Below are 26232 nucleotides of genomic sequence, written 5' to 3' on the forward strand. Positions count from 1 at the left end.
GGGGGATTTCGGCGGGATGAAGATCGCGATCAGCGGTGCCGGGGTGGCCGGCGTGGCCCTCGCGCATTGGCTGCATCGGACCGGTCACACGCCCACCCTGATCGAACGGGCACCGCAGTTCCGGACCGGCGGATACGTGATCGATTTCTGGGGACTCGGCTACCGCGTCGCAGAGCGGATGGGCATCGAGACGGCCATCCGCGATGCCGGCTACCCGATGCGGGAGTTGCGCTTGGTCGACCACGAGGGTCGCATCGGGGCCAGCGTCGACGTTGACGCCATCCGGCGCGCCACGGACGGAAAGTACACCAGCCTCACGCGCGGTGACCTGGCTGCGGCCATCTACGGGACCATCAAGGACGACGTCGAGACGATTTTCGGAACCAGCATCACCGCCATCGAGGAACACCCCCACGGCGTGCAGGTGGAATTCGACACGACGCCGGAACGTGAGTTTGATCTCGTGATCGGCGCCGACGGATTGCACTCCGCCGTGCGCGATTTGACGTTCGGGCCCGAGTCGCGCTTCGAGCACTACCTCGGTTGCGTGGTCGCGGCGTTCGTCGTCGACGGCTATGCGCCGCGCGATGAATTGATCTATGTGACCCACAATCTGCCCGGCCGTCAGGTGGGTCGATTCTCTCTGCGCGGCAACCGCACCTTGTTCTTATTCGTGTTCCGATCCGAGCGGATATCCGACGTCGGCGACGTCACCGCCGCCAAGGCGCGGTTGCGACGCGAGTTCGCCGACGCGGGCTGGGAATGCCCGCAGATACTCGCAGCGCTCGACGATGTCGATGATCTGTATTTCGATGTGGTCAGCCAGATAAAAATGGATCGCTGGTCACGCGGACGCATATTGCTGACCGGGGATGCGGCTGCCTGTGTGTCACTGCTCGCCGGCGAGGGCACCGGTCTGGCGATCACCGAGTCCTACGTCCTGGCAGGCGAACTCGCCCGCGCGAACAACGACTATCGCGGAGCCTTCGATGCCTACGAGGCGCGCATACGGGACCTCATCGAGGACAAACAGGTCGGTGCGCGCAAGTTCATCTCATTCTTCACACCACGGACCCGACTCGGCATTAGGACTCGCAATGCGGCAATGCGGGCACTGAAGATCCGCCCGGTGGCGGATCTTTTGCTCGCACACACCCTCGTCGACCACTTCGAATTGCCTTACTACACAATATGATTGACCGCTCGGCCGAGGCTCCCGTCACACATCCGCCGGCATGGATCCCGCGTCGTGCTCGTCTTAGGTTTCAGGCGACCTCTGTTCCCGTCTGCTGGTAGCCGTCTGAGGGCCAGTCAGCGGGCGAGCCGCCTGGCCACCACCAGCTGTCCTGGGCCGGCCAGCTCGCCGATGACACTCGCCCGACCGGTGATCGCCATCAGCACGGCTTCCGCTGGTCCGGTCACCTCCGGTCCCGACCCGTGGCTCCAGTCCAGATCGGTCGGCATCAGGCGTACACCGCGGGCGAGGCGCCACCCGGGGAGCTCTGGACTGCGCACGCTGTCGGCCAGGACCCATCGCAAGCGCTCAGCCGGGATCTGGCGTAGTAGCCCAAGTGGGCGGCGGATGTCCTGATGATGGATCGTGACGTCGAGCAGGGCGAGCCGGCCCCCGAAGGTGGTGGCCAGGCCCTGCGGCCGCAGCTGAGACCGTAGCTGGTCGAGGAGCTGTTCGGGAGTGAGCGATGCGAGTTCGTCAACCCTCACCTGGTTGATGTGTACGAGCCGACCACGGATGGCTCGGCGAAACATGCCCAGCAGACTGACGCTGTCGAAGCTCATCACATGAGCGACCACGTCCCGGACGCGCCAGTCGGCGCAGAGCGACGGCGCCTCCCACTGCCCTGGCGTGAGAGTCGCCAGAAAATCGGCCAGGTCTGATCGCTCGGCGGTGGCCATCTCGAGACAGTTCACGACGTCACCTCCTCAAGCCGGTGCTCGCTGAAAGGAAGTCTGTCGCGGGCTCAAACTTCTGTCTAGACCTATGGCAGCAGATTGGTCCGAGGATGCAGCACTCTGTTGGGCCCCAGATGGACACGCGCGGTTCAGAACACAAATGACGGGCTGACAAGTCGAGCGGGTGGGTCGACGAAGCCGGTGACTCGAAAGAACTGGGTGGGGACAGGGTTGTCCGTCGCGCAGACCGACAGCATCCAATTTCCGTAGGCATTCGTCAGACGAGCGAACGGCGTCCGTCGGCCCTGCACCTCGGGGAACCTCAGGTCCGATCCGCACCCCAAAGACCGCGCTGTACCAATCGATTTCGCCGCGGTGCGGAGGTGAAAACCCGGGAGGACAAGTCCGAGAGGCGTACGGGCATCGCTCCAATGTGCAGGTGATCGAGAGTGCATGCGGTGCTTTCGCTTCGGCACTGCGCCTCGGTGGTGGTCAGGAATTTCCGTGCGGTCGAACTACTCTCGAGGCCGACCGACCTTGATCGCTCTGATGGTGGTCACCCAGATTCAAAGAGCTGCCGACCTTTGATTTACCCGCAGCTGTCGGTTAAGCAGATCCGCGTGCATCCTCAGCGCGGGTTGGAACCGGACCCATGCGGTCCTGCCGCGCGCGGTCGGACAGCTCCCGATGGGCGTCAGTGAACGCCCGGGTGCCCTGGACCAGCGCCGCTCGGTCGACATCACTCATGAGCGCAGCAACCTCACCGAAGGCCTGCACCCGCAAGGTCTCGAGGTCGTCGAGTACGGCGCGACCGGCATCGGTGAGTTCCAGCAAGGTCGCGCGCCGATTGGCCGGCGACACGCTGCGGGTGATGTAGCCGGCGTCAGCGAGGCGGTCGCTGAGTCGGCTCGCCGTCGACGACAGCAGCTCAAGGTCGTCGCCGAGTTCGGTCACCATGCTGGGACCTAGGCGCTCCAGGGATTGCAATGCGCGCAATGGCGCCAGTCCGATCCGCTTTTCCATGCGCTCGAGCACTGAAACGTTCAACGCAAGCAGCCCTCGCGTGGCCTGCTCGAGTTGAATCAGGAAGTCATCGGCGACGGCGCTGGAAGCGGCGAGCCCACCCCTGCGCTTCTTCGATACAGCCATGCGGTCCTTTCGTGTCTGGCCGGAGAATACCGTGCCGAACGCTGATATCCGCGCGGTCCGGATAGGCGTGTGCGTTTTGCATGCCCTGCACTCCGCACGTAAATTAGTGCGATTCCCATCTGTGAAGGAGTGGCAGTGGCGTCGACAGCTCGCCGTGCGGAACATCTCGGGCGACCGACGGCACAACAGGCCCAGCGTTTGTCGCCCGGGTATTGGGCCGCAACGCGAGAGGCCTGATCGAGGTGCAGCACCTCATCGGGCAGCAGTCACTGACGTCTGGCTGGCTACCCGCGCTCGTCCAACTCATCACCCTCACCGCTGTCGTGATGGCAGTGGGATGGCGGTCGCGGCGATGGCGCACGTGGTGGCTGCCGGCGGCAGCGGCCCTTGGCGGCGCACTCGCGGTTGCGGTCAACGTCTATCTCGGTTCGATCGGCGTGGCGGGCGACCCCGCGCCGTGTCGGCTGTGGTGGTGGGTCGGGCTGACCGGCCTCGCACTCGTCACCGCCGCGGTCGGATGGCGCGGCGCTCGGTGGTGGCGACGCGCCCTGGGGCTGGCCTGCGTGCCGGCCTGCGCCCTGTGTTCGGCATTGGTGGTCAACCAGTGGGTTGGCTACTTCCCGACTGTGCACTCCGCGTGGAGCCAGTTAACGGTGAGCCCTCTTCCCGATCAGACCGACCGGATGACTGTCACCGCGATGCAGCTCGCCGGCACCCGCCCAAGCCGCGGCGTGGTCGTACCCGTAACAATCAGTGCCGCGGCATCGCGTTTCCCGCATCGCGACGAGCTGGTCTACCTGCCGCCGGCGTGGTTCGCCGCCAACCCGCCACCGCGGCTGCCGGTGGTGATGATGATCGGCGCGCAGTTCAACACCCCGGCCGACTGGCTGCGTGCCGGAAGTGCGGTGCACGCGATCGACGACTTCGCGGCCGCGCACGGCGGCAACGCGCCGGTGTTCGTTTTCGTCGACGCCACCGGGGCGTTCGACAACGACACGGAATGCGTCAACGGAATCCGCGGGAACGCCTCCTTCCACCTCACCAAAGATGTTGTGCCCTATATGATCTCCAACTTCGGTGTCAGCGCTGACCGGCGCCACTGGGGTGTCGTTGGCTGGTCGATGGGTGGCACGTGCGCCGTCGAACTGGCCGTACGCCGTCCGGAACTGTTCAGCACCTTCATCGACATCGCCGGGGACCTGAGCCCGAACTCCGGCACCAAAGCGCAGACCATCGAGCGATTGTTCGGCGGTAACTCCGACGCCTGGGCCGCATTCGACCCGACCACGGTGATCACCCGTCACGGCCACTACAACGCCATATCGGGACTGTTCGCCGTCGCCGCCAAAGACGAGCCGCGCGGTGGCGGCAGTCCCGATCTCGCGAACCCCGAAGGCCAAGACCAGGCCGCCCAAACGTTGTGCAGGATGGGCTCTGCACAGGGCATCGCCTGCTCGGTGCTAACGCTGCCCGGTCACCACGACTGGCCCTTCGCTGCCCAGGCGTTCAACGCTGCGCTGCCGTGGCTCGCAGGCCAGCTGAGAACCCCCACTGTGCCAGCCATCCCGATACCGGGCGCGCCGCCAGGCCTACCAGTTCCGCTCACTGCGGTGTCATCACTCGCCGACCCACCGGCGGCCAAGTAGCCCGGCCGGAATCCACGAAGAGAAAACCTGTGTGCGGTCAGATCTCGCACTGATTGCGCGACGACGCCCACCGCCAGCGCGTAAGTCTGCCGCGAAGGGCTGCACGCGGTCAATGAGCCTCGTGTTCGAAAGTCCGCACGAGAGATTAGACTCCGTCGTGGGTGTGCCGGGAAGTCTGGTCGGCGTGTCGTTGCCAACCGGTGGAAAGGCTTGGCGTGCTGGATGATCGGTGGCCCTCATCGTGAACGACACTGCCCATTACGCGCTGTTCATTCTGTTCGCCAGTGCCGTCGGATTGGTTGCGGTCCTAGCGAACCGCCTCACCGAGCGGGTGAAGATCCCGGTGGCCTTGCTGGTGCTGGTCGGCGCCGCTGTGGCCGTGAACGCGCAACCCGCGCTGCACGCACCGTCGACACAGACCGTGCAGCGGGTGATCACCCTCGCACTGGTGTTGGTGTTGTTCGACGGCGGCATGCACATCGGCCGGTCGCGCTTCCGCTCGGCGATCGTCCCGATCCTGTCAATCGGCGTCGTCGGGACCTTCCTCACCGCCGCCGGCGGTGCGCTGGCGCTGCACTACGCGTGCGGGATCAGCTGGTACCTCGCGGTGCTGGTGGCCACCGCTGTCGCCCCCACGGATCCGGCCGTGGTGTTCTCCGTGCTGGGTAAGCGCCAGATCGCGGGGCGCAGTGGCACCATCCTGGAGGGCGAGTCGGGCGCCAACGATCCGGTCGGTATCTCCCTGATGATCAGCCTGCTCGCTGCGGGTGGCCTCAGCGTCGCCGGCTTCGCCAGCGTGGGAACCGAGTTCGCGCTGCAGATGGTGATCGGCGCAATCGTCGGCGTCATCGGTGGGCGCGCCCTGCTCCTGTTCATCCGCCGTGTGCCGCTGCCCAGCGAGGGCCTCTACCCGCTGCGTACGCTGGCCTGCATCCTGATGCTCTACGGCGTCGCCACCCTGGCGCACGGATCAGGATTCCTCGCCGTGTTCGTCGCCGGCATCGTGATCGGCGACGCCCGCGCCCCCTTCCAGCCTGAAGTCAAAAGGTTCCATGCCGCCCTGGCCGGGCTCGCCGAAATCGTGGCCTTCGCCATCCTCGGATTAACCGTGGACCTGCACGTGCTCGCCCACCCCGATGTATGGATCCCCGGGGTCGCCCTCGCCATCGCCCTCACCGTGGTCATCCGGCCATTAGCGGTGGGCGCCTGCTTGATTCCGGTCCGGCTGCAGCGCAACGAACGCGTCTTCATCCTGCTCGCCGGCCTCAAAGGCGCGGTGCCCATCCTGCTCGGCGAGTTCCTGCGAGCCGCCCACGTCCCCGACGCCGAACGCCTCTACGGCATCGTGGTCATCGTCGTCGCCTTCTCGGTCCTGGTACAGGGCAGCTCCGTACCCGGCATCGCACGACTGCTGCGCCTGCCCATGCGCACCGTCGCTCCTGAGCCCTGGGCGATCGGCGTGCGTCTGCGCGACGAACCGCACGGGGTCCACCGGCTCACCGTCGCCTCCGGATCGGCAGCCGACGGCTGGACCATCGAAGACCTCGGCGACCACGCCGGCGACATCTGGGTAAGCATGGTGGTCCGCACCAGCGGCCTGGTGCCCGTGCGCGCGGACACCGAACTGCACGCCGGCGACGAGGTCGTCATACTCGCCGATCCCGAACTCCGCGACACACTTACCGCCTTATTCGTCCGCTCGTAAGCCGGCGCGGCGGCCCGGCTGCAGTCGATGCCGGATCGGTCGGCCCTCTGCCCTGCACGGCCGCTCAAATGTCATAGCTGGATTCACCCCATCAGAGTGAACCGTAAAGAACGGCAAGAATTCCGTATAGATCGCGTGTGGACAAACAGTGAAGCCAACCTTTCGGCGTAGACCTCGACACATGAACGACGCCCGCGGCCGGTCCGGTAGCGAGCCAGTGCCCGAGGAGCAGCCGAGGGCCGGATCGCCGCAGACCGCTCAAGATATGACCATCGCACCGGCTGCTGACCGGACGCGACCTTCGAGCCGGTTAACCAGGGCACCCGTGCGGTGGTGCACTTGGGTACTGGACGGTGAGCGCTCATGGGGCTCGATCGACGTCCAGCCCGGTGAATGTGGCACCGCGCGGTACAGGTTGGTGGTTTTTCCGCCGGGCATCACGGGGACTGAGCGTCGCCTGCTGCGGCTGTCGCGGGCCTGGCCAGCATGGGGTGCAGTCCTGTGGCTGATGTCGGAGGCCTGTCTGAGCAGTGCGCTACGGCCTTGGGCGGCGTTCGGCATCTCGACGATGGTCTATCTGGGAATAGAGGCTTCGCTGATCAGTAAAGTCGGAGTCCTACGTCCGCAGGTGCGCACGCTTTCGGTTGAGCTGATCGCCGGTTACCCCGATCGGCGTTCCGCGCCGATCTACGCCGAGATCAAAGCCCTGGTCGCCGCGCTCGCCAACGCGGATGCGATGCGCGCTCAAAAACAAATGACGACGACCGACCACGAAGCCGCCTGGTGGCAGCTCTATGACCGACTCGGCACCGACCAGTCCCAGCCCCTCGACGAACAGCCGCCGATCTGAAGGATTCTCTTGTTGGCCAAATTCGACGCCCTCGTGCCGGTGACCCTTCCCGCAATCGGTCGTGCCGATCGTCGAGCACCTGAACCGCTGCGACGCCAGGCGGAATCGGGAAACCGGACCCGGCGTCAACGGTGTCGCCGTGTCCCGCACCTTCCTCAATACCAACACACAGGCGGCGCGCAAAACTGTCCCTCGACCCCTCGCCGCCGTCCGCGAGCAAACAAGACACCGGACAGCTGGCTGTTGGACAGCGCCACGAAACCGCTTGCTAGGAAAAAGCACCCGATGAGCTCAACGGGGACGGGACGCTGAGGTCCGCTTCAGCGCAAGCCTATTGACGCACGTGAGGGCGAGATCCGTGATCGCATGTCCGAGTGGACCGACGAGGCCATCCCGACCCTTATTGTCGGGAGGATGCTGTGCCGCAGCATCATTCACCCATCTGGCGTGAATACCGTTGGCCCGGATCGCAATCGAGTCCGCACGCCGACCGAGGCGGGGATGCCGTCTTGCCAAATGAGATGGAAGCTCGCCCGGTGAACGCCGGGGCGGCCCTCGCTAGGCAGTGTCGCACTGCCGCGGTGGACACCGACGAGGGTGACTGGACCGAAGTCGTTGGGCGCTTCGCGTCAACCTCGCCCAGCAGTCTGCTCGTCTCATCTCCGGCGCCTCCAGTGAGGATTACCTCGGTAGCGTCGAATGGGAGACCCTGCTGTGATGCCCGTGACGGCGCGGGCTTCGTTCGTGGGGGCTCTCGGCGTGCATGGTTGCAGTCGAGACCTGCGGTAGAGGACACTTCACGCGTGACATCGCCTCGCCGAGCGCGCACTGCAGGGAGGGCGCCTCTGGCGATGCAGGTGGATGCCGTGTTGCGGGCATCGCGAGCACTGGTCGGCGTCGCCGCAGAATCCATCGCCGAGGTCGATGATGTGGTCACCGTTCCGCAATTTCGCGTGCTGGTAATTCTCTCCACCCGCGGTCCGCTGAACCTGGCGTCGGTGGCTGCAGCCTTAGGGGTGAACCCATCGAGCGCTAGTCGAACGTGTGACCGGTTGATCACAGCTCGTCTGCTGAATCGTCGTGAAGCTGAGGACGATCGCCGCAATATCACCTTGACCGTCACTGCCGCGGGGCGGCGCCTGGTGGAGAAGGTGACGGCACATCGGCGCGCAGCGATCGAACGTGTACTGCGCTCGATGGCCGCCGATCAGCGTGATGTGGTTGCGACGGCCTTGGAAGCCTTCGCCGATGCGGCAGGGGAACCGTCCAACGACGCCAGGATGATCACCTTGCTTTGGCCGCCGGCTTCAGCATAGCTACGCCAAACGCCCGGGCTACACACCGCCGGAGCGAATCCCGCACTCGCGAAGTTATTTACAGCTCTTGCGGCCCGATCGATGCGCGTCTGCACATCACGACCCGAATGACTCAACAACCCTTCCCCGCGCACACCGCGACCCGTGGTGGGCCCATGGCGTCCCATTTTTTCTGACCCGCGCAAGTTCTATCTGTGACACTTGGCGTATCGATCGATGAGCGCTTGCTCGGCAGGAATCGGCAGGTACACCCGGGGGTCGCGGGGAGTGCAGCCGCCGACCGTCACGGAGACCGGACCCCTGGCGTAGCCACCGCCACCGATGTGTCCGGACAATTGGTCGCTGGCGCTGTAGAGGACCGGTGCCGGTAGCGTGGCCACGAAGGGCAGGTGGCGCTCCGCAAGCTGCATTGCCAATGCAACGGCGCGCGATTCGATGGTCTTCTCGGAGAACCACACCGGCGGCGTCACTGGCCCGTTGATCTGCAATGCATCGATGTGGGCGATCGACTGATCGGCATTGAGTTTGTTCCAGACGTCGAGTTCTGCCGCCGTCGGAAACCTGCGTGTGGTGGTGATTTGGCCTGGGTGAAGCTTGCCGGCCGTGACCTTCCATTCCATTGCGGCGAGGTGGGCGAACCTCGCGGACAACGTGGATACGACTGCGGCGACGGCCGCGTAGTCGGCGTTGTCGGGCAATTCGATGCTGGCTGTATTGGAGCGCCCTTGCTCCTGGACAGCCAAGGGACCCGAGGGATGAACAATTGTCGCGCGCAACGTCACAGTGCTAGAGGGAAACTCGTGCCGCAGAGCCACCCAGTCCCTGGCCTGCTGGACAAGCTGATCGATATTGGCGATGCGCCGATCGCCGCTGTCTACGGCGAAGACATTCCAGCCCCGTCGTAGGTCGAGCTCTGCGCGGTATCCGCGGAACGTGCCGCTGTCGAGGCCGACCAGATACCGGGCGACCATCGCCGCGGCCTGCTCGCCAGTTAGTTGATCAGACACGTCGACGTCGATGCGGAAATCAACCATGCCCTGCGCGGGGCTGTCATGAAAATCCTCCCGGGCCGCGTGCACTCCCGGCATGGCGGCGATCTGTCGCGTCAACCGTTCGACGTCTGCCCGGCGATCAGGGGGCGTGGACGCGCAGCCAGTCAGCACAAGCGCAACCATGGCAGCGCCAGCGACGCGGCCGAATAATGTCGTCCGCGGCGGCCCCGTCAGAGCTTGGCCAGGGCAGCAAAACGCGGACTCGAGCCGCAAGCGATTAGTGAAGGCGCCGAACAGCTTCGCCATATGTCGCACAGCGCAACTATTGCATAAAGCGAACTATTGCATAGTGTTAGTATTGGCAGGTGGCGCGGCAGCGCCCTCACCTTGCGCGAGTCACGGAGCTGCGACCAAAGGTCCAAGAGACGGCCGGCGCGGGCTGGCGGTCAATTGAATGCCGCGATCGAGGCAGGGTCGCGGGGTGCGACGGAACCGGTTGAGGAGTACCACGATGGCGCTTTCCCACCACGAGCGGCGGGCATTGGAGCTCATCGCCGTCGAAATGTCCGAGCAGGACCCGCAGTTGGCCCTTTCCCTCGCCCGCGACGGGTGGATCCCACGTAGGAAGTGGCAACGAATGGCAGCCGCGGCGATGTTCGTGACCGGTATGGCCATGCAGGCATGTGCAATTTTCGTGCCGCCGTCCATCACTGGTGGAATCTTGGCGGTGTCCGTCCTTGGGTACGTCGTCATGTTCTACGCCGCGTTGCTGTGGTGCAAAGCGCCGCAAAGGCACCCGCGACGTCCCCGATATCGACGCGGTGGTGCCGGACCGCGGTCGTAACACTCGCGCGGTCACGATGCGTGGATAACCTCACCTTCCTCCGACGAACGCGCCGGAGCGAAGGTGCTGCGCCCGGTCGTCCGCAGCAGCAGTGCCTGACCGCCCGTCTGCCGCGGCCAGCATTGCCGCGATCAACGTTGCTGGGTGGCAAGAGACACGAGGCCGCCAATCATGTTCGAGAACAACAGAATTCATTCCGAACTTTGTCTGTCGGTGAGCAGCGCGTCGACCACCTCGGTCAGATCGGCGCCGACCACGGCGGGTTGGGAGCCCAACGGGCTGGGCACGCCACCGCCGCGCGCCACGAAGGCGGCTTGCGCTCCGGCGCCCATCGCACCGGAGACGTCCCAATCGTGGGCAGCGACCATCCACAATTCGTCGATGTCGACCCCGCAGCGCTCGGCGACCATGAGATACGGCGCGGCAAAGGGCTTGAGGGCACGTACTTCGTCCGCCGAGAAAATATCCTCGAATAGGTCCGTAAGTCCCGCGTTCGACAATTGAGCCCGCGCCACGTCGAGCACAGAGTTGGTCAACGCGATCGGTCGCTCGCCGGCGTCACGCAGACGCGTCAGGGCGGGCTTGACGTCAGGATGGGCCGGCAGTCGGCGCATCGCGTCGAGGACAGTCTCGATTGAACCGGTGGTGATGTCCCGTCCTGACCGGGCGGCAACCATTCTCAAGGCGGCGCGTTGGGCGGTGCTGAAATCCACGTACTGGCCGGTCAATCCACCGACGAAGGACAGCTGCAGCATGGTGGCAAACCACTGCGGGCGCAGCCCTGCGTCGCCGAACAGGTCGGTGAACAGCGGGTCCAGTGCCCGAAGATCCAGCAAGGTCTCGTTCACATCGAACGCCAGGACACCAGCCATCGGCTCTTCTCTTTCTATTACGTGATTCGCGGGATCGAATCCCCTGTTCAGGCAAGGAATCCATCGGTCTGTAGGGCTGCGGGTTCCTTTCCGGCGGTGGTGAACGCCGTCAGCGCTCGGACCAGCCCTTGACGTTCGCGGGGCGCCATGTTGTGCACAACCTCGGCGATTCGTTGGCGGCGATGGCCGGTGACCGCGGCAACGACATCCAGTCCCCGTTCGGTCAGTCCGAGAACGAGTTCGCGCCGCGAGTCGGGATGGGGCTGGCGATCGACCAGCCCGGCGGCCACCAGACGGTCCGCCATCCGGCCCGTCGTGGACGGGGCGACATCGAGCAGCGCGGCCAGGGTTGCCTGGTTGAGCCGACCGCGGGTGGACAGGATCACCAGGGTGCGGAATTGCGGAATCGTCAGCGTGTCATCGACATTGGCGATGGACTGGGCCGAGATCGCGACCAGCAGTCGAGACGCCGTCAGCAGGGCGTCGGTGATCGCGTCTACCGATTCGTTGCCCACCGGATCGTTCTGGCCAGGCATCGTTTCCCCTTCGCGAACGGCGCCCCGCTGACCGAAGCCCACTGCAACTATTGCATACTGCAATGATGCCTGGTCGCATCGGCTCCCCGGAAGCGCTCCGTATCCCGGGTGCGCAGCGGGCGGCCCTGGGGCGGTGGTTGCGCGAAGCGCCAGCGGCACTGTTGCCGTTGGCGGTGACAGTCGGCGCGGTGACCGGGCTCGGTGCGGTGGGGTTTCGTTGGCTGATCACGGCGTTCACTCGCGTGTTCACCGGCTACGACGACTACTCCGGCCTCGGGCGCGTCCCCAGTACGCATTGGCCACAGCTCGGTTTCTGGTTTCTGCTGCTGACGCCGGTGATCGCCGGCGCAGTGTACGGGCCACTGGTGCACTGGTTCGCTCCCGAGGCCCGGGGTCACGGCGTGCCAGAGGTGATGTACGCGGTCAGTCATCGGGGCGGCCGTATTGCCCCACAGGTGAGCCTGGTCAAGGCGGTGGCATCGGCGCTGTGCATCGGCGGTGGCGGCTCGGTCGGACGGGAAGGGCCGATCGTGCAGATTGGCTCGGCCACCGGTTCGACGGTCGCGCAATTGCTACGCCTCGACACACCGCGGATGCGGCTGCTCGTCGCGTGTGGTGCGGCTGCCGGTATCTCGGCGACCTTCAACGCACCACTGGCCGGACCGTTCTTCGCGATGGAGCTAATCCTGCGAGATTTCACCGCGGAGTCCTTCGGCGCTGTGGTCCTAGCCAGTGTCACCGCCGATGTCGTCGGGCGAGCGATGCTCGGCGACCACCCATTCCTGTCACTGCCCGGCTTCACGGTCCACACCCCGGTCGAATACGTGTTCTATGTCGCGCTCGGGGTCGCGGCCGGAGTCGTCGGGGTCGCGTTTTCAAAAATCCTCTATCTGATCGAAGATGCCTGCGACTGGGTATGGCGAGGACCGGAATGGGCGCGCCCAGCGGCAGGCGGCCTGGTAATTGGTGCCCTGCTGATCGCGCTGCCGCAGATGTACGGCGTCGGCTACCCGGTCCTGGAGAATGCCGTCGAGGGCCGGTATGCGATCGGCATGCTATTGGTGCTGATGGTCGGCAAGATGATCGCGACCAGCCTGACCATCGGCATCGGTGGATCGGGCGGGGTGTTCGCACCGACGTTGTTCATCGGCGCCATGGCCGGCACCGCTTTCGGCACGATCGTCCACGGCCTTTTTCCTGGCGTGACCGAGTCCGCCGGGGCTTACGGGTTGATCGGCATGGGCGCAGCGTTGGGTGGCGCCACCGGCGCCCCCATCACCGCGGTGATCATTCTGTTCGAGCTCACTGGTGAATATTCGATCATTTTGCCGCTGATGGCCGCGGTCGTGATGGCCGCAGGAACCGGACACCTGTTGTCCAAGAGCACAATTTACACGGCGAAGCTGTGGCGGCGCGGGGTCAACTTCGACACCGCCGCAGCAGCGCACACAGACTTCACCGCCGGCGAGATCGCGGTCGCAGCGCCGGATCCGTTGCCCGAACACGCGTCACTGGACGACGCCACGGCCGCACTGGCGACGGCGCCGCTCGGGATGCTGGCGGTGGTCGGCGCCGACGGCCACTACACAGGGTGCGTGTCGGCCCAAGACGTTGCCGAAGCCCTCGACGATCCCAATCCCCCGCCGACTATCAAGACGCTGATCGGGCTTCCCACCGCCGTCGCAACCGACACAGACGCCAGCAAGATCCTGGCCAAGCTCCGGGGCCGCGGGGACACCGGGCTACCCGTGCTCAGTCGAGATCACTCCAGACTCGTCGGGTGGATTACCTACGAGGCAGTGCTCACGCGACTCCGCCCCGTTGCTGACTCTGGTGAGAAGGAGGCGCGATGACAATGGACGCCCGGCCGCTGTCGACTGGGTGGACTGCTTCGCCGGTGGCCGACGTGCTTATCGCTGTGGCCGTCATCGGCTATCTCGTCCTGTTGATCCGGCTCCGTCGCACCGCACAGCCATGGCCATCGAGGCGAACCGTGTCCGCGGTGGCTGCGGCGGCAGTCCTGGTGCTCGTCGTCAACAGCCCACTGTCGACCTACAGCCATCATCTGTTCTGGGTGCACATGATCGTGCACCTGCTGCTCATTAGCGTAGTGCCCGCTCTCTTGGTGTGGGCGCAGCCAATTCGACTGCTGCACAACGCCGGTGGCCCCGATACCCAGGTCAGGATCGACAGTCTTCGGTCCGGTTGGGCATTCCGTTGGCTGATCAACCCGCGCCTGACCGTTCCGTTGTACGCGGCGGTGCTGGTGCTGACCCACCTCACCGGGTTTCAGCAAGCCATGAGCCAGCACATGTGGATCCACACCAGCGAACTCGTCCTCTATCTGGTCGCCGGCTACCTATTGCTGCTCCCTTTGGCGGGAAGCGAACTGACCACCGACCCGCCGTTGGCCCCGTTCCTGTGCTTCATCGTCGTGGTGCTCTGCATGGGTCCGGACACTTTGGTCGGTGTCGAGTTGATGATGACCGACACCGCACTCGCACCCGCCTACGCCGCATCCAGGAGCTGGGGACCGTCGGCTCTGGTGGACCAATCCGCCGCCGGGGCCATCATGTGGTTCGCCGGAGACGGCCTGATGATGATCCTGATGGTCGTCATCGGGGGTCGTTGGATCGCGAGCCGGGACGGTTCGGGTAGCAGCTTCGGTCCGTGGCTGGACCAGATCCGCAGGCAAACGACCCTCGGCGATGACTTCGACCCGTCGGTCGATGTCGATGACGACGACGCCGCATTGGCCGCCTACAACGCCCGGCTAGCGGCGCTGCACGGCCGAAAGCAAAACGGCGCCAACGGCCTATGATCATCCCGAAGATTGCCGGACTATCCGGGAAGCTGCCCTATGTCATCGTGTCCGGATTCGGCGCGGCGTCGGAGTCGACCGCGCCTTGGCGACTCGGCGCGCGGTCCCGGATTCCCCGGGCCGGTTCATCTCTGGGCGTTGCGACACCCCGGTCAGGGCCTCGGCCCGGCGGCGTCGCACCACATTAGATGACACTGAGAGTTTCGCTATCAGCGCGTGATCGGCTACGCAGCGGGTAATCCGACAGCACAGAGCAAACGTCGGCGGTGATCTGCGGCCGGCGTGCACACCTACATGACCGATTCGGGATGATCGATAATGTCTAGCACCGCCTCCAACGTTGATATCCGTTGCGCCGGAACGTTCGAGTGATGTCACCGGTCACGCAGAGCTCCTTCGGACGCCTAACCTCGGGACTACGTCAGGTCAGCCGCAACCCGAGCCACTTCCGAATGGGTCGATGGTTCTTGCTGGCCGAGGGCGTGCTGCTGATCGCCCTCGGCATCGCCGGGTTCGCCTCCGACGCAATGCATCCCGACGCCACACCCGTGGGGAGCGCCCTGGTGTCGGTGTTGGCGATGACGCACTGGCACAGCGCGATACTGCTCAGCTTTGGAGTGCTAGCGATGCTGAGCAGCCTGCGGCGCCGTGCCGCGATCACCATCACCGCCGTCGGCGCAGTGGTATTCGCGGGTTTGGTGATCGTCGGAGCGGTGGCCGCTGCGCATCACGCGCCCGGGCCATTGGGGTTGGAACCGCGCGACATAGTGCTGCACGGGGTGCTAGCCGCCGCGAATTTGGCTGTGTTGTACTGGCTTATCCCGGACGTGTTGGAAGGGCCGGACTGGATCCGCCGCCCGGGGTCTCAAACGGCGCACTCACTTGATACACCGTTGCCGCAGCTCGTCCGGATGGCTTCCGCGGGTTCTGAGATGGCAACCGGCGCGTTCGCCGAGCACAGCAGATCACCCAAGCCGTCAGCCAACGATCAGACGGACAACAAGGCGAAGTCCTCCACCGGCGACACGGGCGGGCACTTCAGCCCGCAAGGGGTGCTCGGCGACCAAACCCAACACCGCGCCCCGGAGCTGTGGTTTTCCCGGCACGCGCGATCAGCCTCGCTCGCGGCAGCCGGCGTGGCCGCCGTCGCTGCCACTGTCGCACGCGCGCTCCGCAAATGACCCTCCGCCGCGGAGGAAGATCGGTATCCGGATGACGCGACAACCTCTCGCCCCATTGATCTTCGGGCGCACGGCTCGCCACCTGCTGACACGGGATGGGCGGTGCCCAGATCACCTGCCGGTGTCGATCCCAGCTTCGGCGAGACCAGCGCGTACCGCTTCGCCACACTGCTGGTCGGTCCGCACCATCGTGAGGCGGCCGCCGTCCTCGTAGAGGACATATTGCAGCGCCGCCAGGTCTCCCTCCCCCGACTGGCGCAGCATCCGGTAGACGTCGCGACGGGTCAAACCAGCCGACCCCAGGCCTTCGGGCTGCAGACGCCCATCTACTATCAGGATCAGCGGACGGCGGTCCAGCAGCCCGCCGAGCCAGCCACGGCGGTGTAGTCCGGTAACGATGCGATGGGCAACCAACAGTGTGATCAGGGCGACCGCTCCAGTGGCCAACGACGTCGTCGACGATGTCGCGGTGCGGCCGACAATCGCGCCGACTGCGACGGTCACGACAAGATCGAACACGTTGAGCTCGGCGAGCATTCGACGTTGTGAAAGGCGCAGCCCGACCACGGCGACGGCGAATAGGAGCAGGGCCTTCAGCGCGACCCAGCCCAGCTCTGCGTAGTGACCGATCAGATACGACATGGCGCCTCCCTTGTGCACATCATTTGTCGTGCTCATTAAGTGCCCGAGGGTCTTTCGGCAGCCGCCGAGTGGGCAAGCCGTGTAATTCGGCCAGGATCAATCCCGTCAGCTTCCACCGTGGTCATGTCCGACAGCCCGGGGACGGGCCTGTCATGGCCATCGGCGGTAGTGCGCAGCGGTCGCGGCGATCGACATCCCGTGACCGGGGCGGGCCGTCTCCGGGATCAGCACGCCGTCCACCGCCCGAGGCAGCCCGTCGAATAGTTCGGGTTCGAGGCGGGTGTGGTCGATGAAGTACTCGAGGTGCCGCAGATTGGTGATACTGGCGGCCACAGGGGCGTGGAGTGCCGGTGCGCAATGCGCGGAGACCTCCAGGTTGTGGGCGGCGGCGACGGATGCCGCCGCGAGCCAGCCGGTGTAGCCGCCACAGCGGGTCGCGTCGAGTTGCAGGCAGTCCACGACGGGCGCGATGCGGCGTGCGTCGTAGAGGTCGGACACGTATTCCCCGGCGGCGACGTCGCATCGAACGCTTCCCCGGACGGTGTTCATGCCCTCGATGTCGTCGCTGCTGACCGGCTCCTCGAACCAGACAACGCCCAGATCGTCGAGGGCGACGCCGACTCGACATGCCTGCCCGGGCGTGTAGCCGCCGTTGGCGTCCACCATCAGCGCGACGTCATCTCCGGCGCACTCCCGCAGCTGACGGACCCGCCGCACATCGCAGGCGATGTCGGCGCCCCAGTCCTGCCCGATTTTGATCTTCATCGCGGAGCAACCGGTGGCGCGCCAGGTCGCGACCTGTTCCGCGAGTTGGGTGTCGTCCAGCGTCGTGAATCCACCCGAGCCGTAGATCGGCACTGCGGGGCGGACCTGTCCCAGCAGCGTCGTCAGCGGTTCGTCGCACAACCGCGCCTTGAGGTCCCACAGGGCGATGTCCACGGCGCTGAGGGCCTGCATGATCAGCCCGCGGGTGCCGAAGTTGCGGCAGCTGCGTTGCATCGCCTGCCACGCGCCCGCAACGTCGAAGGGGTTGCGGCCGCCAACGACTCCGGCGAGGTGATCGATGATCACCGCCGCCGCGGCTGGTGAACTGTAGGTCCATCCCAGGCCGGTGGTCCCGCCGGTATGGATGTGAACGACGACGGCGGTGGTGGCGTCCCAGGCCAGGGTGCCGTCAGCTTCGGGTTCGGGGGTTTCGACAGTGTAGATGTCGACATCGACCCGCTCGATCTTCGCCGATATGACGCTCATCGTTGCTGGTCGTCATCGTGGCTGGTGCGTCCGGCGGCGTGGCGGGCCATCATGTCCGCGGCGCGCGCGGCCAGCGCCATGATGGTGAGGGCCGGGTTGGCTGAACCCTGGGTAGGCAGCGTGCTGCCGTCGATGACGTAGAGACGGTCGATCCCGAACACCCGATGCTCGGCGTCGACCACCCCGTCCTGGGCGCACGCGGCCATCCGGGCCCCGCCGACCAGATGCGCGTAGCGCTCAATGGTGATGACTTCCTCCGCGCCGGCCGCACGCAAGATGTCCTGCATGACCGCCGTCGCGGCGTCAATGAGTTGCCGGTCATTGTCACACTGGCTATAGGCGAAGTGGGCCACCGGTAAGCCGTGGCGGTCGGTCTCGTCGGCCAGCGTGACCCGATTGTCGGGTTGCGGCAGCAGCTCGCACAGCGCGCCGAGAGTGGCCCAGTGCACGTAATCGCGCATGTATTCGCGCAGTGTTTTGCCCCAATGACCCTGCGCGCTGACATGTTCGGCCCACGTGATGGGCAGCGGGCTGACGGTCTGGATAGACCAGCCGCGTTTGTAGGGTTTGGCTGCGTCTGTCTCGTAGAACTGCTCGGAGCTGACCTCGGGCGGCGGGGATTTGTACATCCGGATTTCGTCGTCGAATCGTCCAGCGACCTGGGGTGCGCCCTGCACCATCAGGTAACGGCCGAGCTGGTCGTGGTCGTTGCCCAGTCCGCGTTCGTAGCGCTTGGTGGCCGAGAGCAGCAGCAGCCGGGGCGTTTCGATCGAATATCCGGCCACTACAACGGCTTTGGCGCGTTGGCGGCGCACGACGCCGGCGTGGTAGTACTCGACGCCGGTCGCGCGTGCAGTGCGGTCATCGACGAGCACCCGGGACACGTGCGAATCCGCGCGGATCTCGGCCCCGTGCGCGAGCGCGTCGGGAATGTGGGTGACCAATGGGCTGGCCTTGGCGTTGACCTTGCAGCCCTGCAGGCAGAAGCCGCGGTAGATGCAGTGTGGTCGGTTGCCGAAGCGGCCGTTGGGGATGGCTACCGGCCCGACCCGCATCTGTATGCCGAGTTCGGCCGCGCCCTTGAGCGCGATCATCCCGTTGCCGCCGATCGGGTGCGGGCGGTGCGGGTAAGTGTGCGGATCACCCCACGGCCAGTCCTGGCCGGCGACCGGCAGCTCGGCTTCGATCTGCTCGTAGTAGGGCTGCAGCATGCGGTAGCTGATCGGCCAGTCGGCGCCGACCCCGTCGGTGCTGCGGGTACGGAAGTCCGATGGGTGAAATCGGGGTACGTAACCCGCGTAGTGCACCATCGATCCGCCGACACCGCGCCCGGAGTTGTTGGAGCCCAACGGGACCGGGTCGGTGCCGCCGATCTGGCGTGGGTCGGTCCAGAACAACGCGTGCGCCCCGCGTTCGTCGCTGACCCAGTCGGTGTCGGGGTTCCAGAATGGGCCGGCGTCGAGCACCACGGTGCGCCACCCGGCACGCGCCAGCCGCTGGGCAAGCGTGCCGCCACCGGCACCGGCGCCGACGATGACGACGTCGACCTCCTCACCCTGGTCGTAGCGGCGCATATCGGCGCGCAGCCGGTGGTTGACCCGCGAACCGTTATTGGGGATGAGCCAAGCGGATTCGTTACGGGCCCGGACGGCGCCGATCTCACTCACCGGACGGGTCCCCCGGCAGATCGGCATCGGCTTTACGGGCCCGCTCGATGCGCTCCGCGAACGGGACCGGGTCGATGTCGTGGTGGTCGGCAACCTCCCATTTCTCGCGCGCATTGATGCCGGGATTGAGATAGCCGCGTGGGTAGGCCGGGCCGGCGAACCCGATCTCGTTCCACGCCCACGGATGGGAGTAAAACGCGGTGCAGGCATACCGCGTCCACAGGCTCCACACGTGTTTGACCGCCATCTCGCCCCAGTACCCGTTGCCGGTCGCGAGCTCCTGTACCTCCTGGAGCAGGCGGGCCTGATCACCGACCGGCAGCTCGGCGTACCCGGCGTCGTGGCCAGCCTGCGCGTCCTCATCGAGGTGGGCCAGGCTGTCGCGCCAGGCCTGTCCGTCTTCGGGTAGGTCGTCGTAGTGCCATCCATCGGTCTCACCGGTGGACAGGCGCGCATCGATGAGCGCCAGCACGGGCACCCGCGGATCGACGTCCTGGCCGAGTAAGAGATCAAGCATCGGTGCGGCGATGCCTACTTCGCGGGGGGTGAAGAACGACAACATGTTTGGCAGCCGCAACCGTGCCAGTACGACGCCTGCGGTCACGTCGTCCCACATGTGCGCCTGATCGAGGACGTCGAAGCCGGGAAAACGACCTTGCCCTTGCGGGGTGATCGCGTGCTTGCTCGGGGGGCGGTAGGGCATCAGTGGTCCTCCCCGTCACCGGGCAATTGCAGATCCTCGCGGCGCAATAGTGCGGCCAGAAGGCCCATCCCGCCGACGAGCGAGGCCAGCAGCGGCGCGAAGGCCGGGGGGCCGGACTCCATGTTGTACTTCGTGAAACCACCTGGGCGCTGCTTGATGCCGCGGATGTGTAAATAGCAGCCCTGCAGTCCATTGATCACAATCGCCGCACTCGCCACCGGCAGCACGGTCCGGGCCGCCCGCCGGGAGAAGAAGCCGGCGGCGCCGGCCGGGATTGCCGTGGGCACCACGACGAGTGGCCAGTACATCATCTTGTTGCCGAAACTGGCGGCGTCATGGGACAAGTAGATCTCGCCCGCGGTCACCGCCGCCCCCGCGGCGGTCAGGGCAGACAGGGTGCGTTCGAAGCGGCCGGTGCGCACATCATGCAGCGCAGTGTTCAGGATCTTCATCGCCGGTTCGTCTTCTCGCCCGGCAGGTATTGTTGCGCCTTCTGTTTGACGCCCTGTTTGATGAAACCGCGGGCGTCCTGGTCGCCACCGAGCACGGCGTTGACCAGCGATTTGGCTTGCGCGAAGGTGGCGTGCGGCGGTATGGGCGGGACGTCGGGGTCGCAGCGCACGTCCAGCACGGTGGGACGCTGCGCTGACAGTGCGCGTTCCCAGGCGGTGCCCAACTCCCTTGCGTCGTCGATGTTTTCGCCGTGTAAGCCGAGGCTGCGGGCGAACCCTGCGTAGTCGACATCGGGCAGCGACTGTGACGCCTCGAACTTCGGAGAATTCTCCATGGCCCGCATCTCCCAGGTGACCTGGTTGAGGTCGTCGTTGTGCAGGACCGCGACGACGAGGCGGGCGTCGGACCATTGGCGCCAGTATTTCGCGATGGTGATCAGCTCGGCCATACCATTCATCTGCATCGCCCCATCGCCGACGAATGCGATGGCGGGTCGGTCGGGGTGGGCCCACTTGGCGCCGATCACATACGGCACGGCGGGGCCCATGGTGGCCAGCGTGCCCGACAGCGAACCGCGAACGCCGGCAGTGAATTTCAGGTGGCGGGCATACCAGTTGGCCGACGATCCCGAGTCGGCGGCGACGATGGCGTTGGCGGGCAGGCGCTGCGACAGCTCGTAGAAGATGCGCATCGGGTTGACCGGGTCGGCGTCGGTCATCGCCTGCCGCTGCACGGTGTTCCACCACTTGGACACATGCCGTTCGATGGTCTCGCGCCAGGACCGGTCAGGTTTGCGTACCAACAGTGGAATCAATGCCTGCAGTGTCGCCTTGGCGTCGCCGACGACATTGAGCTCGTACGGGTAGCGCATACCGATCCACTTGCCCGATCGGTCGATCTGCACCGCGCGGGCCTGCCCGAGCGGGGGCAGGAATTGGGTGTAGGGGAAGTTTGAGCCGACGGTTAACAGGGTGTCGCAGTCCATCATGAGGTGCCAGCTCGCGGTCGTGCCCAACAGCCCGATCGAGCCCGTCACCCAGGGCAGGTCGTCGGGCAGCACGTCTTTGCCCAGCAGGGCCTTGGCCGCGCCAGCGCCGAGCAGATCAGCGATCTGGCTCAGTTCCGCAACGCAGTCGCGCGCCCCTTGACCAACCAGTATCGCGACCTTCTGCCCGGCGTTGAGCAGATCAGCGGTCTGCCGCACCGCATCGTCGTCGGCGGCGACCCGCGCCGGACTGAGTCCCAGGCTGGAGGGCACGTGCTTGAACGCGTGCCCGGGCGGCTCGTACTTCAGCTCGAAGACATCGGACGGGACGATGATGCACGTCGGGCAGCCCTCGCTGACCGCGATCCGAATTGCCCGGTCGATCAGGTTGGGCAGTTGCTGCGGCACGGTACACATCTGCACGTACTCACTGCAGACATCCTTGAACAAGCTGAGAAGATCGATCTCCTGTTGATAAGAGCCGCCCATCGCCGACCGTTCCGTCTGCCCGACGATCGCGACCACGGGTACGTGATCGAGCTTGGCGTCATACAGCCCGTTAAGCAGATGTACCGCCCCGGGCCCACTCGTCGCGACACACACCCCGCACCGCCCGGAGAACTTAGCGAATCCGACCGCCTCGAACGCGGCCATCTCCTCGTGGCGGGCCTGTACGAACTGCGGCTTGTCCCCCGCTCGGTGCCACGCGGCGAGCAACCCATTGATGCCGTCCCCGGGATACCCGAAGACCTGCCCGACTTCCCAATCCCGCAAGCGGGCCAGCAGGACGTCAGCGACGGTATCTGACATGCGCACACTCCAATATCCGATCGAAGACCAAACAGCCGGCCCAAAGCGGACTGCCGGTCGTGGATGCTGTGGCCTCCGTTTACCCGCTCAATCAGATTTCATGCGCATCACATGGCCTGTGTAACGCATAACATGCGAATAGCATCGATTGTGGATAAGGTGAGTGGCGCGGGTACCGCGTGGATGCGTCGCCGGAAGCGGCCACTAAACGAAATGCACCCAGATCTCCTGCGCTGCTGAAAGGTACGCCTGTGACGACCGAATCACCCAGCCACACTCTTGGACCGAGGCCCTCCGCAAGCAAGACCTCGCTCGAGGGCCGACGTGCCGCTGAGATCGCAGCGGCGGCCGCTGAGGCAACGCCGGAGTGCCACCTCGCCCGCGTGTGCTGCGCGAGTACGCGTTGCTGGCCGGCGGCGAGCGCGGCGCCCTCATCGGACCACGCGGCGACGTGGCGTGGTTGTGCAGCACTGCGCTTGGACGACGCGGTCTTGCAGGGATTAATCAGCGCCGGTGGCGGAATGGTCGCCGCGGCCACCATGAACCTGCCCGAGCGCGCCGAGCGCGGACGCAATTACGACTACCGCTCGATGGCCCTCACAGCTATTCGGTTAACACGGTGGGCGCGCTCCGATTTGACATCAAATCCACTGCAGGAGCATGGAACCGGTGAATTCCGAGGGCGGCGGTGATTGAGCGGCACGACCTGTGAGACGCCACCGCCGCCGGCGAGGTGCCAGCGACCAGTAATCGAAAGGAGGTCCACGATGGCGCAGCTGCTGCTCGTCGAGGACGACAACACGATCGGCAAGTTGCTCGCCGACGGCCTGCACACCAACGGCCACCACGTGACGTGGAGCCGCACGGGAATGACCGCGTTGCGTGAAGCCGAACGACAGGATTTCGACCTGGGGCTGCTGGATCTCGGCCTTCCCGACCTCGACGGCGTCGAGGTGTGCCGCCAGCTGCGAGTCACCCAGCCCGGCTGTGTCCTGGTGATCCTCACCGCCCGCGACGCCGAGATCGACGCCGTGGTCGGTCTGGATGCCGGCGCCGACGACTACCTGACCAAACCGTTCCGCTACGCCGAGTTGCTCGCCCGCATCCGCGCCCACCTGCGCCGCGGCCCCGTTCCCGCCGCGCCAGCCGAATCCCACGTCATGGGTGACCTGGTGGTTGAACCCGCAGCGCGGATGTGCACGCTTGCCGAACACCCCATTAGCCTGCGGGCACGCGAATTCGACCTGCTCGCACGGCTGGCCGTCGACGTCGACTTCGCGCTCACTCGCGAAACCCTTATCGCCGACGTGTGGGACATCAACTGGTACGGCTCCACGAAAACTCTCGACGTGCATATTGCGATACTCCGCAGAAAACTCGCCACTGCGATTACCGACCACCGCACCGACCCGGCTGCGGCACCCCGAATCACCACCCTGCGCGGCTACGGCTACCGCCTCGACTCCCCCGATCAACGCCCATGAACTCGCCCGAGAAATTTGAGCCCGGCGAACAGGGCCACGAATGCGGAACCGAATTGTAACCCTCGCGATGCTGGCCGCGACCCTGGCGACCAGTATGTTCGCCGTTCCCCTGGCGCTCTTCGCGGCGCACTACTACCGCTCCCAGCAATCCGCCGAACTCGAACGTGTCGCCGACGCCGCTGCGGTCAACGTGGCCGCCGACCTGTTCCACGGGCGCTTCGCCGGTGACCTTCCCAGGGGCCCCCTGGGCACCCAGCTTGCGATCTACGGCGCCGGCGGTCGCCTCCGAGGCGGCCAGGGGCCGGACACCGCCGATCCCGTCGTCACCGCGACCCTGGCGGACAACACCGTCCACTACGACAGGGACCGCGACCAGCTCCTTGCCGCGGTACCCGTCGCCGAGGGAGCCCACGCCGCGTATGCGATCCGCGCGACGACCTCCGCTGCCGAGGTCTATCGCAGGATCGACCTCACTTGGGTACTCATGATCGCCCTGGGAGCGCTCGTCCTTCTGGTGACCTGGCAGCTGGCCCGCTGGCAGGCGCGGCGCGTGGCCCGCCCGCTAGAACACCTCTTCGCCGCCGCTGGCACTCTGGGAGACAGCGACTTTCGCGTTCGCGCTCCGCCCAGTGGTATTCCCGAGATCGACGCAGTCAGCACGGCGCTCAATCGGACCGCCGTCCGCATCGGCGACCTCATCGACCGGGAACGCACCATCACCGCCAGCGCCTCCCATCAACTGCGCACCCCCCTGACAGGGCTGCGTCTTGGCTTGGAGGCGGCCTTGGACTCGCCTAGCCCTGATCACCGCCAAGCCATCACCGACGCGATCGCTACCACCGAACGCCTCGACCACACCATCGACGATCTGATCGCGCTCGCACGCGGCACCACCCACGCCAGCGCGCCGCTGGACCTCGACACGCTGCTCGGCGAGATCACCGAGACCTGGCGCCACCTGCTCGCCGAGAGCGGGAGAGACGTTCGAATCCGCACCGACCCCGACCTCCCCCGCTCACCGGCATCAGCGGCGGCCGTCCGCCAGATACTCGCTGTGCTCATCGACAACGCCACCCGGCACGGGACCGGCACGGTCACCGTATATGCGCGCGACGCCAGCGCCGCGCTCGCGATCGACGTATCCGATGAAGGAGCCCTCCGCAGCGACCAGACCGACCCGTTCTGCCGCGGCCCCGCCAGCGGTCACGGAATTGGGCTTCCCCTGGCGCGCAACATCGCCGAATCCGAGGGCGGCCGACTGTATCTCCGCAGCCGGACCCCCACCACCTTCACCCTCTTCGTGCCCAGTTCGCCGCAAGCGTCATCGCCGACCCAACAAGACGAGGATCCCGCGAGCTGCAGTTCGTCCGGTCGGCGAGGCGGCGCTCGAAAAGAAGAACCGGCCCCTTAACTCAGGCTCTGCCGACGTTAACCATCGGGTTCCTAGCCTCGGACCTGTCGATCCCGTCAAGGAGGCAGTTCGTGACAAACCACACCGAATCCACCCGACACCGGGTGCTCGCCGCATCCCCAGTGTCGACGGTGCTGGTCGCCGCAACCCTCGTGGTGGCCGCTGTTGACCAGCTGCAGTTGCGCGTGAGTGCATTCGTCGCGTTCTCGATCGCCCACATGCCCAACCGACCGCTCGCCGTACCTCTGTGCGGCCTACTGTGCCAACCCAGCGACTGCGGCGGCTTCGGACTTGGCACGCGATGGACCACCGCACTGGTCCTGACCGCGATCCTCAACCTAATCACCCACCCCGATCATCACCCGACAAAGCGTGACGATCATCGAAGAGTGAGCGACCAAATGCGCGAGACGACTGAACGCAGCTGCCGCCGGCAATGGAGGAGTCGCGGCAAAGCCTCACCGATTAAATGGAGGCCTTCGCATGCCTGATGGTCGATCACCCATCGCCAATGCCGCTAGCGCGCCGACCAGCACGACGCACGGCGCAAAGGCCAGGTCAGGGAGGTTTCCCGTGTCTCGATCTCATGGCGATCTGGGGGGCCACACCACCAATTTCTCTAAGCTGCAAACAATCTCGCCGTCGGAACCATCCAGCATGGGTAACCAATTGCTGGCCCACACTATCGTCACCGTCGTCTTGCTGGCGGCGGTTCTAGCGCTGGCTATCACGCTCTTCACGAGTCCACCCTTGCCACGGAACTCGACGCATGGCACCGCGATACCCGCCGCAGAGTCGCGATCTCCGGCGACACAAGACTGATGTTCGCCGCGACAGCTTGATGCTGTTCCTGATCACGCTGCTGCCTACCGGGGACAGCCAACGGGCTCATGACTGCCAGTTGAGTGCCCATCGCTTCTGCTTGACGCTCGGAGGCGCGAAGTCGTCGTCCTTCTTCGAAGCGGACTCACCAGACTGAGCGAGGCCGCCGACATCATGGGCT

General features: G+C 65.7%; 23 protein-coding genes. 12 read left to right on the forward strand and 11 right to left on the reverse strand.

What is annotated here, in order from left to right; translation table 11 throughout:
- Nucleotides 1-16 precede the first annotated feature (16 nt).
- Nucleotides 17-1195 (forward strand): FAD-binding domain, encoded by a 1179-nt coding sequence (locus CG716_RS18265; RefSeq protein ID WP_094482150.1) that lies wholly within the window; start codon nt 17-19, stop codon nt 1193-1195.
- A gap of 116 nt (nt 1196-1311) precedes the next feature.
- On the opposite strand, the gene CG716_RS18270 is transcribed toward CG716_RS18265, so the two are convergent.
- Together CG716_RS18270 and CG716_RS18275 are read right to left on the reverse strand one after the other, a co-directional pair.
- Entirely contained in the window at nt 1312-1929 is a 618-nt protein-coding gene (locus CG716_RS18270; protein WP_094482152.1) for a maleylpyruvate isomerase family mycothiol-dependent enzyme, read from the reverse strand.
- A 588-nt stretch (nt 1930-2517) separates the two neighbouring features.
- Complete coding sequence (locus CG716_RS18275) at nt 2518-3060, reverse strand: MarR family winged helix-turn-helix transcriptional regulator (RefSeq protein WP_094482154.1); 543 nt, start codon at nt 3058-3060, stop codon at nt 2518-2520.
- A gap of 242 nt (nt 3061-3302) precedes the next feature.
- On the opposite strand from CG716_RS18275, the gene CG716_RS18280 reads away from it, so the two are divergent.
- From CG716_RS18280 to CG716_RS18295, 4 genes are all read left to right on the forward strand, one after another.
- Nucleotides 3303-4706, forward strand: coding sequence for an alpha/beta hydrolase (locus CG716_RS18280; protein WP_234817901.1), 1404 nt, complete (start codon nt 3303-3305; stop codon nt 4704-4706).
- 229 nt (nt 4707-4935) lie between these two features.
- Entirely contained in the window at nt 4936-6411 is a 1476-nt protein-coding gene (locus CG716_RS18285) for a potassium/proton antiporter (protein WP_234817902.1), read from the forward strand.
- A 181-nt stretch (nt 6412-6592) separates the two neighbouring features.
- Complete coding sequence (locus CG716_RS29630; protein ID WP_133066971.1) at nt 6593-7261, forward strand: DUF6611 family protein; 669 nt, start codon at nt 6593-6595, stop codon at nt 7259-7261.
- Between the two features lie 851 nt (nt 7262-8112).
- On the forward strand, nt 8113-8577 hold the full coding sequence (locus CG716_RS18295; RefSeq protein ID WP_207760719.1) for a MarR family winged helix-turn-helix transcriptional regulator: 465 nt from the start codon (nt 8113-8115) through the stop codon (nt 8575-8577).
- A 188-nt stretch (nt 8578-8765) separates the two neighbouring features.
- Here CG716_RS18295 and CG716_RS18300 read toward each other — a convergent pair whose 3' ends face one another.
- Nucleotides 8766-9686 carry a hypothetical protein gene (locus CG716_RS18300; protein ID WP_133066972.1) on the reverse strand — a complete coding sequence of 307 codons (921 nt, stop codon included), beginning with the start codon at nt 9684-9686 and terminating at the stop codon, nt 8766-8768.
- A gap of 394 nt (nt 9687-10080) precedes the next feature.
- On the opposite strand from CG716_RS18300, the gene CG716_RS18305 reads away from it, so the two are divergent.
- A complete protein-coding gene (locus CG716_RS18305) occupies nt 10081-10413 on the forward strand; it encodes a DUF3040 domain-containing protein (protein ID WP_165774203.1) in 333 nt (110 codons plus the stop codon).
- Nucleotides 10414-10604: 191 nt separating this feature from the next.
- On the opposite strand, the gene CG716_RS18310 is transcribed toward CG716_RS18305, so the two are convergent.
- Nucleotides 10605-11285 (reverse strand): haloacid dehalogenase type II, encoded by a 681-nt coding sequence (locus CG716_RS18310; protein ID WP_094482162.1) that lies wholly within the window; start codon nt 11283-11285, stop codon nt 10605-10607.
- Between the two features lie 47 nt (nt 11286-11332).
- Nucleotides 11333-11821 (reverse strand): MarR family winged helix-turn-helix transcriptional regulator, encoded by a 489-nt coding sequence (locus CG716_RS18315; RefSeq protein WP_094482164.1) that lies wholly within the window; start codon nt 11819-11821, stop codon nt 11333-11335.
- A gap of 65 nt (nt 11822-11886) precedes the next feature.
- Here CG716_RS18315 and CG716_RS18320 point away from each other — a divergent pair, with 65 nt between their 5' ends.
- The 3 genes from CG716_RS18320 (at nt 11887) to CG716_RS18330 (ending at nt 15823) form a co-directional block, all read left to right on the forward strand.
- Nucleotides 11887-13674 carry a chloride channel protein gene (locus tag CG716_RS18320; RefSeq protein ID WP_094482334.1) on the forward strand — a complete coding sequence of 596 codons (1788 nt, stop codon included), beginning with the start codon at nt 11887-11889 and terminating at the stop codon, nt 13672-13674.
- The gene (locus CG716_RS18325) at nt 13671-14642 is read left to right on the forward strand and encodes a cytochrome c oxidase assembly protein (protein ID WP_234817903.1); all 972 of its coding nucleotides are present in this window, start codon (nt 13671-13673) and stop codon (nt 14640-14642) included. Before CG716_RS18320 ends, CG716_RS18325 begins: the two co-directional genes overlap by 4 nt.
- A 452-nt stretch (nt 14643-15094) precedes the next feature.
- Nucleotides 15095-15823 carry a DUF4383 domain-containing protein gene (locus CG716_RS18330; RefSeq protein ID WP_165774204.1) on the forward strand — a complete coding sequence of 243 codons (729 nt, stop codon included), beginning with the start codon at nt 15095-15097 and terminating at the stop codon, nt 15821-15823.
- 111 nt (nt 15824-15934) lie between these two features.
- On the opposite strand, the gene CG716_RS18335 is transcribed toward CG716_RS18330, so the two are convergent.
- From CG716_RS18335 to CG716_RS18360, 6 genes are all read right to left on the reverse strand, one after another.
- Complete coding sequence (locus CG716_RS18335; protein WP_094482168.1) at nt 15935-16465, reverse strand: DUF421 domain-containing protein; 531 nt, start codon at nt 16463-16465, stop codon at nt 15935-15937.
- Nucleotides 16466-16615: 150 nt separating this feature from the next.
- Nucleotides 16616-17716 (reverse strand): enolase C-terminal domain-like protein, encoded by a 1101-nt coding sequence (locus tag CG716_RS18340; protein ID WP_094482170.1) that lies wholly within the window; start codon nt 17714-17716, stop codon nt 16616-16618.
- Nucleotides 17713-19290, reverse strand: a complete 1578-nt coding sequence (locus tag CG716_RS18345; protein ID WP_420093204.1) for a GMC family oxidoreductase — start codon at nt 19288-19290, stop codon at nt 17713-17715. Before CG716_RS18345 ends, CG716_RS18340 begins: the two co-directional genes overlap by 4 nt.
- An 85-nt stretch (nt 19291-19375) precedes the next feature.
- Nucleotides 19376-20086: a gluconate 2-dehydrogenase subunit 3 family protein gene (locus tag CG716_RS18350; protein ID WP_094482174.1), complete on the reverse strand. Its 711-nt coding sequence runs from the start codon at nt 20084-20086 to the stop codon at nt 19376-19378.
- Entirely contained in the window at nt 20086-20538 is a 453-nt protein-coding gene (locus CG716_RS18355) for a hypothetical protein (RefSeq protein ID WP_094482176.1), read from the reverse strand. The genes CG716_RS18350 and CG716_RS18355 overlap by 1 nt, the downstream gene beginning before the upstream one ends.
- Nucleotides 20535-22334: a thiamine pyrophosphate-requiring protein gene (locus CG716_RS18360; protein WP_094482178.1), complete on the reverse strand. Its 1800-nt coding sequence runs from the start codon at nt 22332-22334 to the stop codon at nt 20535-20537. The genes CG716_RS18355 and CG716_RS18360 overlap by 4 nt, the downstream gene beginning before the upstream one ends.
- Nucleotides 22335-23101: 767 nt before the next feature.
- Here CG716_RS18360 and CG716_RS18365 point away from each other — a divergent pair.
- The 3 genes from CG716_RS18365 (at nt 23102) to CG716_RS30250 (ending at nt 25720) form a co-directional block, all read left to right on the forward strand.
- Nucleotides 23102-23818, forward strand: coding sequence for a response regulator transcription factor (locus CG716_RS18365; RefSeq protein WP_094482180.1), 717 nt, complete (start codon nt 23102-23104; stop codon nt 23816-23818).
- Nucleotides 23819-23858: 40 nt separating this feature from the next.
- Entirely contained in the window at nt 23859-25229 is a 1371-nt protein-coding gene (locus tag CG716_RS18370) for a sensor histidine kinase (RefSeq protein ID WP_094482182.1), read from the forward strand.
- Nucleotides 25230-25300: 71 nt separating this feature from the next.
- Nucleotides 25301-25720 carry a hypothetical protein gene (locus tag CG716_RS30250; RefSeq protein ID WP_165774205.1) on the forward strand — a complete coding sequence of 140 codons (420 nt, stop codon included), beginning with the start codon at nt 25301-25303 and terminating at the stop codon, nt 25718-25720.
- Nucleotides 25721-26232: the final 512 nt, after the last annotated feature.

It is taken from the genome of Mycolicibacterium sphagni (assembly GCF_002250655.1).
Lineage (GTDB): Bacteria > Actinomycetota > Actinomycetes > Mycobacteriales > Mycobacteriaceae > Mycobacterium > Mycobacterium sphagni.

Excerpts from the sequence above, each read along its gene's own strand:
- CG716_RS18265 (WP_094482150.1), top strand. The coding sequence starts at position 17 with ATGAAGATCGCGATCAGCGGTGCCGGGGTGGCCGGCGTGGCCCTCGCG.
- CG716_RS18275 (WP_094482154.1), bottom strand. The coding sequence starts at position 3,060 with ATGGCTGTATCGAAGAAGCGCAGGGGTGGGCTCGCCGCTTCCAGCGCC.
- CG716_RS29630 (WP_133066971.1), top strand. The coding sequence starts at position 6,593 with ATGAACGACGCCCGCGGCCGGTCCGGTAGCGAGCCAGTGCCCGAGGAG.
- CG716_RS18295 (WP_207760719.1), top strand. The coding sequence starts at position 8,113 with ATGCAGGTGGATGCCGTGTTGCGGGCATCGCGAGCACTGGTCGGCGTC.
- CG716_RS18305 (WP_165774203.1), top strand. The coding sequence starts at position 10,081 with ATGGCGCTTTCCCACCACGAGCGGCGGGCATTGGAGCTCATCGCCGTC.
- CG716_RS18310 (WP_094482162.1), bottom strand. The coding sequence starts at position 11,285 with ATGGCTGGTGTCCTGGCGTTCGATGTGAACGAGACCTTGCTGGATCTT.
- CG716_RS18315 (WP_094482164.1), bottom strand. The coding sequence starts at position 11,821 with ATGCCTGGCCAGAACGATCCGGTGGGCAACGAATCGGTAGACGCGATC.
- CG716_RS18320 (WP_094482334.1), top strand. The coding sequence starts at position 11,887 with ATGCCTGGTCGCATCGGCTCCCCGGAAGCGCTCCGTATCCCGGGTGCG.
- CG716_RS18325 (WP_234817903.1), top strand. The coding sequence starts at position 13,671 with ATGACAATGGACGCCCGGCCGCTGTCGACTGGGTGGACTGCTTCGCCG.
- CG716_RS18330 (WP_165774204.1), top strand. The coding sequence starts at position 15,095 with ATGGGTCGATGGTTCTTGCTGGCCGAGGGCGTGCTGCTGATCGCCCTC.
- CG716_RS18335 (WP_094482168.1), bottom strand. The coding sequence starts at position 16,465 with ATGTCGTATCTGATCGGTCACTACGCAGAGCTGGGCTGGGTCGCGCTG.
- CG716_RS18340 (WP_094482170.1), bottom strand. The coding sequence starts at position 17,716 with ATGAGCGTCATATCGGCGAAGATCGAGCGGGTCGATGTCGACATCTAC.
- CG716_RS18345 (WP_420093204.1), bottom strand. The coding sequence starts at position 19,290 with ATGCGCCGCTACGACCAGGGTGAGGAGGTCGACGTCGTCATCGTCGGC.
- CG716_RS18350 (WP_094482174.1), bottom strand. The coding sequence starts at position 20,086 with ATGCCCTACCGCCCCCCGAGCAAGCACGCGATCACCCCGCAAGGGCAA.
- CG716_RS18355 (WP_094482176.1), bottom strand. The coding sequence starts at position 20,538 with ATGAAGATCCTGAACACTGCGCTGCATGATGTGCGCACCGGCCGCTTC.
- CG716_RS18360 (WP_094482178.1), bottom strand. The coding sequence starts at position 22,334 with ATGTCAGATACCGTCGCTGACGTCCTGCTGGCCCGCTTGCGGGATTGG.
- CG716_RS18365 (WP_094482180.1), top strand. The coding sequence starts at position 23,102 with ATGGCGCAGCTGCTGCTCGTCGAGGACGACAACACGATCGGCAAGTTG.
- CG716_RS18370 (WP_094482182.1), top strand. The coding sequence starts at position 23,859 with ATGCGGAACCGAATTGTAACCCTCGCGATGCTGGCCGCGACCCTGGCG.